Below are 5,408 nucleotides of genomic sequence, written 5' to 3' on the forward strand. Positions count from 1 at the left end.
TATGTTTAAAAACAAAAAAAAGACTCTGACTAGTTTGCACTAATCAGAGTCTTTTAAAAAGAGGGCGGCTATCTACTCTCCCACCTAACGGCAGTACCATCGACGTGGTTGGGCTTAACTTCTCTGTTCGGAATGGGAAGAGGTGGATCCCCAACGCTATAACCACCTTAATATTGTTATTAAATAACTTATATATATAAGTATTTAATTGATATGATGTAAAGAGCTTTCAAAAATTGTGTCGTATGTAGCAAACCCGATCAATCAGGCGATTCACCCGGGCAGGGTTACATGAAAAAAGTTTCGGGCAATTAGTACTACTCGGCTATGACATTACTGCCTTTACACCTGTAGCCTATCAACGTCGTAGTCTTCGACGACCCTTATAAGGATATCTTATCTTGAAGCCGGCTTCGTACTTAGATGCTTTCAGCACTTATCCGATCCAGACTTAGCTACCCGGCGATGCTCCTGGCGGAACAACCGGTAAACCAGGGGTCTGTCCAACACGGTCCTCTCGTACTAGTGTCAGATCTCCGCAAATATCCTGCGCCCACGATAGATAGAGACCGAACTGTCTCACGACGTTCTGAACCCAGCTCGCGTGCCACTTTAATGGGCGAACAGCCCAACCCTTGGGACCTTCTCCAGCCCCAGGATGTGACGAGCCGACATCGAGGTGCCAAACCATTCCGTCGATATGAGCTCTTGGGAATGATCAGCCTGTTATCCCCGGAGTACCTTTTATCCTTTGAGCGATGGCCATTCCATACTGAAACCACCGGATCACTATGCTCTAGTTTCCTACCTGATCGACTTGTCGGTCTCTCAGTCAAGCGCGCTTATGCCATTACACTCTACGAACGGTTACCAATCGTTCTGAGCGCACCTTTAGAAGCCTCCGTTACTCTTTTGGAGGCGACCACCCCAGTCAAACTACCCACCATACAGTGTCCTCGTATCTACGAGTTAGAATTCAAACAATTAAAGGGCCGTATTTCAAGGGTGACTCCACAAATACTAGCGTACCTGCTTCATAGTCTCCGGCCTATCCTACACATCAAGTGCCCAAATTCAATGTAAAGCTATAGTAAAGGTTCACGGGGTCTTTTCGTCCCATCGCGGGTAATCGGCATCTTCACCGATACTACAATTTCACCGAGCTCACAGTTGAGACAGTGTCCAGATCATTACACCATTCGTGCAGGTCGGAACTTACCCGACAAGGAATTTCGCTACCTTAGGACCGTTATAGTTACGGCCGCCGTTTACTGGGGCTTCAATTCAAAGCTTCTCATTGCTGATGACTTCTCCTCTTAACCTTCCAGCACCGGGCAGGTGTCAGGCTATATACTTCTTATTTCTAATTTGCATAGCCATGTGTTTTTGTTAAACAGTTGCCTGGACCTATTCTCTGCGACCTACATTGCTGTAGGTACCCTTTCTCCCGAAGTTACAGGGTCATTTTGCCTAATTCCTTAACTGTGAATCACTCGAGCGCCTTAGTATACTCAACCCAACTACGTGTGTCCGTTTTAGTACGGGTACGATAAAGATTAGCGTTTAGCGGTTTTTCTTGGCAGTTTGTTTACCTACATTATTGACTTGCCACAAGGGCTCATCATACTTTCAAGTTCGACTCTTCTGGCGGATTTGCCTACCAAAATCAACGTCTACACTCTTTAACCATCTATTCCGTCAGATGGCAGTAGTTTCACTTCTGCGTCCCCACATCACTCTTTATAGTAGTAACGGAATGTTAACCGTTTCGTCCATCGGAATCGCCCTTCGGCTTATCCTTAGGTCCCGACTGACCCTGATCCGATTAGCGTTGATCAGGAAACCTTAGTCTTTCGGCGAGGAGGTTTCTCACCTCCTTTATCGTTACTCATACCTACATTTGCTTTTCTATCCGCTCCAGAGTAGCTTACGCTACGCCTTCTACGCTGAATAGAATGCTCCCCTACCGATAATATTTTATCCCATAGCTTCGGTAACATGTTTGATGCCCGATTATTATCCACGCATCGCCACTCGACTAGTGAGCTGTTACGCACTCTTTAAATGAATGGCTGCTTCCAAGCCAACATCCTAGCTGTCTCTGTAGCAACACTTCGTTAATTCAACTTAACATGTATTTGGGGACCTTAGCTGATGGTCTGGGTTCTTTCCCTCTCGGACATGGACCTTAGCACCCATGCCCTCACTCCCGGTAAAAACTTATGCCCATTCGGAGTTTATCTGGACTTGATAGGCGGTGAAGCCCTCGCATCCAATCAGTAGCTCTACCTGACATAAGTTATAAGCCGAGGCTGCACCTAAATGCATTTCGGGGAGTACGAGCTATCTCCAAGTTTGATTAGCCTTTCACCCCTACCCTCAAGTCATCCGAAAGCTTTTCAACGCTTACCGGTTCGGTCCTCCAATTGGTGTTACCCAACCTTCAACCTGCTCAAGGGTAGATCACTTGGTTTCGCGTCTACTCCCATTGACTAAGCGCCCTGTTAAGACTTGCTTTCGCTTCGGCTGCGTACCTACTGATACTTAACCTTGCCAATGAGAGTAACTCGTAGGTTCATTATGCAAAAGGCACGCCGTCACCAATTAAGGCTCCGACCGCTTGTAGGCACATGGTTTCAGGGTCTATTTCACTCCTCTGTTCGAGGTTCTTTTCACCTTTCCCTCACGGTACTGGTTCACTATCGGTCTCTCGGAAGTATTTAGCCTTACCGGATGGTCCCGGTGGATTCATACAGGATTTCTCGTGTCCCGCACTACTCAGGAGTCTGCTAGGCTTGGTTAGAATTTCGTATACGGGATTATCACCCTCTATGATCGATCTTTCCAAATCGTTCTACTACTCTAACTTCTTGCCACGACGCAGTCCTACAACCCCAATAATGCCGAAACATTATTGGTTTGGGCTAATCCCATTTCGCTCGCCACTACTCTGGGAATCACTTTTGTTTTCTTTTCCTATGGGTACTTAGATGTTTCAGTTCCCCACGTTTGCTTCTGGTTAGACCAGATGACAGAATCTTCTTCTGCCGGGTTGCCCCATTCGGAGATCTACGGATATAATGGTTATTTGCACCTCCCCGTAGCTTTTCGCAGCTTATCACGTCCTTCTTCGCCTTCGAGAGCCTAGGCATCCCCCATGTGCCCTTATTTACTTTTTTCTTCGCCTGATTTATAATTGTATATAAGTTATATACAACTATATATCGGTTTGATATATACTTATTTTTTCTACTTGCTCTTTTTTACATCATGTCAAAGATCGTTTACCTATTGTATAGGTATTGTGGAGAATAACGGATTCGAACCGTTGACCCCCTGCGTGCAAGGCAGGTGCTCTAGCCAGCTGAGCTAATCCCCCGTAGTCGGAAGCTTGGCTTCGTTCTTATTGGTAGTCCCAGGCAGATTTGAACTGCCGACCTCTACATTATCAGTGTAGCGCTCTAACCAACTGAGCTATAGGACTGGCTTGTTCTTTTTCGCGCCTGAAACTGTTGCTACAGCTTCTGTGTTCTCTTATTTTATCAGGTTCTACATTTTTATTTTAAACAAATACATATATAATACATTAGACATCGGGTAGATTCTTATTGCTTTAAGAATCTGTATAGTATGACAAGGCTTCTCCAGAAAGGAGGTGTTCCAGCCGCACCTTCCGGTACGGCTACCTTGTTACGACTTAGCCCCAGTCACTAGTTTTACCCTAGGACGCTCCTTGCGGTTACGTACTTCAGGTACCCCCAGCTTCCATGGCTTGACGGGCGGTGTGTACAAGGCCCGGGAACGTATTCACCGCGCCATGGCTGATGCGCGATTACTAGCGAATCCAGCTTCATGGAGTCGAGTTGCAGACTCCAATCCGAACTGGGAATGGCTTTGGAGATTAGCATCCTATCACTAGGTAGCGACCCTCTGTACCATCCATTGTAACACGTGTGTCGCCCCGGACGTAAGGGCCGTGCTGATTTGACGTCATCCACACCTTCCTCACAGCTTACGCTGGCAGTCTTGTCAGAGTCCTCAGCTTAACCTGTTAGTAACTAACAATGTGGGTTGCGCTCGTTATGGCACTTAAGCCGACACCTCACGGCACGAGCTGACGACAACCATGCAGCACCTACATACTTGCTATTGCTAGAAGATCTGTTTCCAGATCGGTCAAGTACATTTCAAGCCCGGGTAAGGTTCCTCGCGTATCATCGAATTAAACCACATGTTCCTCCGCTTGTGCGGGCCCCCGTCAATTCCTTTGAGTTTCACCGTTGCCGGCGTACTCCCCAGGTGGATTACTTATCGCTTTCGCTTAGCCGCTTATTGTAATATCACAAACAGCTAGTAATCATCGTTTACGGCGTGGACTACCAGGGTATCTAATCCTGTTTGATACCCACGCTTTCGTGCTTCAGCGTCAGTTATAGTTTAGTAAGCTGCCTTCGCAATTGGAGTTCTTCGTGATATCTATGCATTTCACCGCTACACCACGAATTCCGCCTACTTCAAATATACTCAAGAAAAACAGTTTCAACGGCAATTTTAAGGTTGAGCCTCAAACTTTCACCGCTGACTTATAATCCCGCCTACGCACCCTTTAAACCCAATAAATCCGGATAACGCTTGCATCCTCCGTATTACCGCGGCTGCTGGCACGGAGTTAGCCGATGCTTATTCGTATGGTACTTGCAATAGTCTACACGTAGACTTTTTTACTCCCATACAAAAGAAGTTTACAACCCGTAGGGCAGTCATCCTTCACGCGACTTGGCTGGTTCAGACTCTCGTCCATTGACCAATATTCCTCACTGCTGCCTCCCGTAGGAGTCTGGACCGTGTCTCAGTTCCAGTGTGGGGGATAAACCTCTCAGTTCCCCTATCCATCGTTGCTTTGGTGAGCCGTTACCTCACCAACTGGCTAATGGAACGCATGCCCATCTTCTACCGATTAATCTTTAACAAATATTACCATGCGGTATCCCTGTGTTATGGGGTATTAATCCGAATTTCTCCGGGCTATCCCCCTGTAGAAGGTAGGTTGCATACGTGTTACTCACCCGTGCGCCGGTCGTCAGCAATGTATTGCTACATCCTGCTACCCCTCGACTTGCATGTGTTAGGCCTGTCGCTAGCGTTCATCCTGAGCCAGGATCAAACTCTTCTTTGTATATCTTTTTTTATATTCTTAGAAGTTCTTGTCTGTCTATTTACTCTAGGTTCTTGACGAAAATAAAGTTAGATTCTAATATTAATTAGTCTCTACCCGTCTAATGCTATGTTTTTGTTTTTATGTATAACCTTGTCAATGATCGCTTCTTTTTGCTTCTGGTAACAACCATCTCTCGGTTGTAAAGCGAGTGCAAAAGTAGTCCCTTTTTATATACACTCCAAATAATTTA

General features: G+C 46.2%; 2 tRNA genes and 3 rRNA genes. All 5 read right to left on the bottom strand.

Features of this window, described 5'->3' with window-relative positions:
• Nucleotides 1-59: 59 nt before the first annotated feature.
• Nucleotides 60-170, bottom strand: a 5S ribosomal RNA gene (gene rrf, locus HGC4_RS00780).
• Nucleotides 171-291: 121 nt separating this feature from the next.
• Nucleotides 292-3,180 (bottom strand): 23S ribosomal RNA (locus tag HGC4_RS00785).
• Between the two features lie 125 nt (nucleotides 3,181-3,305).
• Nucleotides 3,306-3,379: transfer RNA gene (locus tag HGC4_RS00790), tRNA-Ala, on the bottom strand.
• Between the two features lie 28 nt (nucleotides 3,380-3,407).
• A tRNA-Ile gene (locus HGC4_RS00795) sits at nucleotides 3,408-3,484 on the bottom strand.
• A gap of 164 nt (nucleotides 3,485-3,648) precedes the next feature.
• A 16S ribosomal RNA gene (locus tag HGC4_RS00800) occupies nucleotides 3,649-5,176 on the bottom strand.
• The 16S, 23S and 5S rRNA genes sit together here with 2 tRNA genes alongside, the layout of an rRNA operon.
• Between the last annotated feature and the right edge of the window lie 232 nt (nucleotides 5,177-5,408).

This window comes from Dysgonomonas sp. HGC4 (genome assembly GCF_001261715.1).
GTDB lineage: Bacteria > Bacteroidota > Bacteroidia > Bacteroidales > Dysgonomonadaceae > Dysgonomonas_A.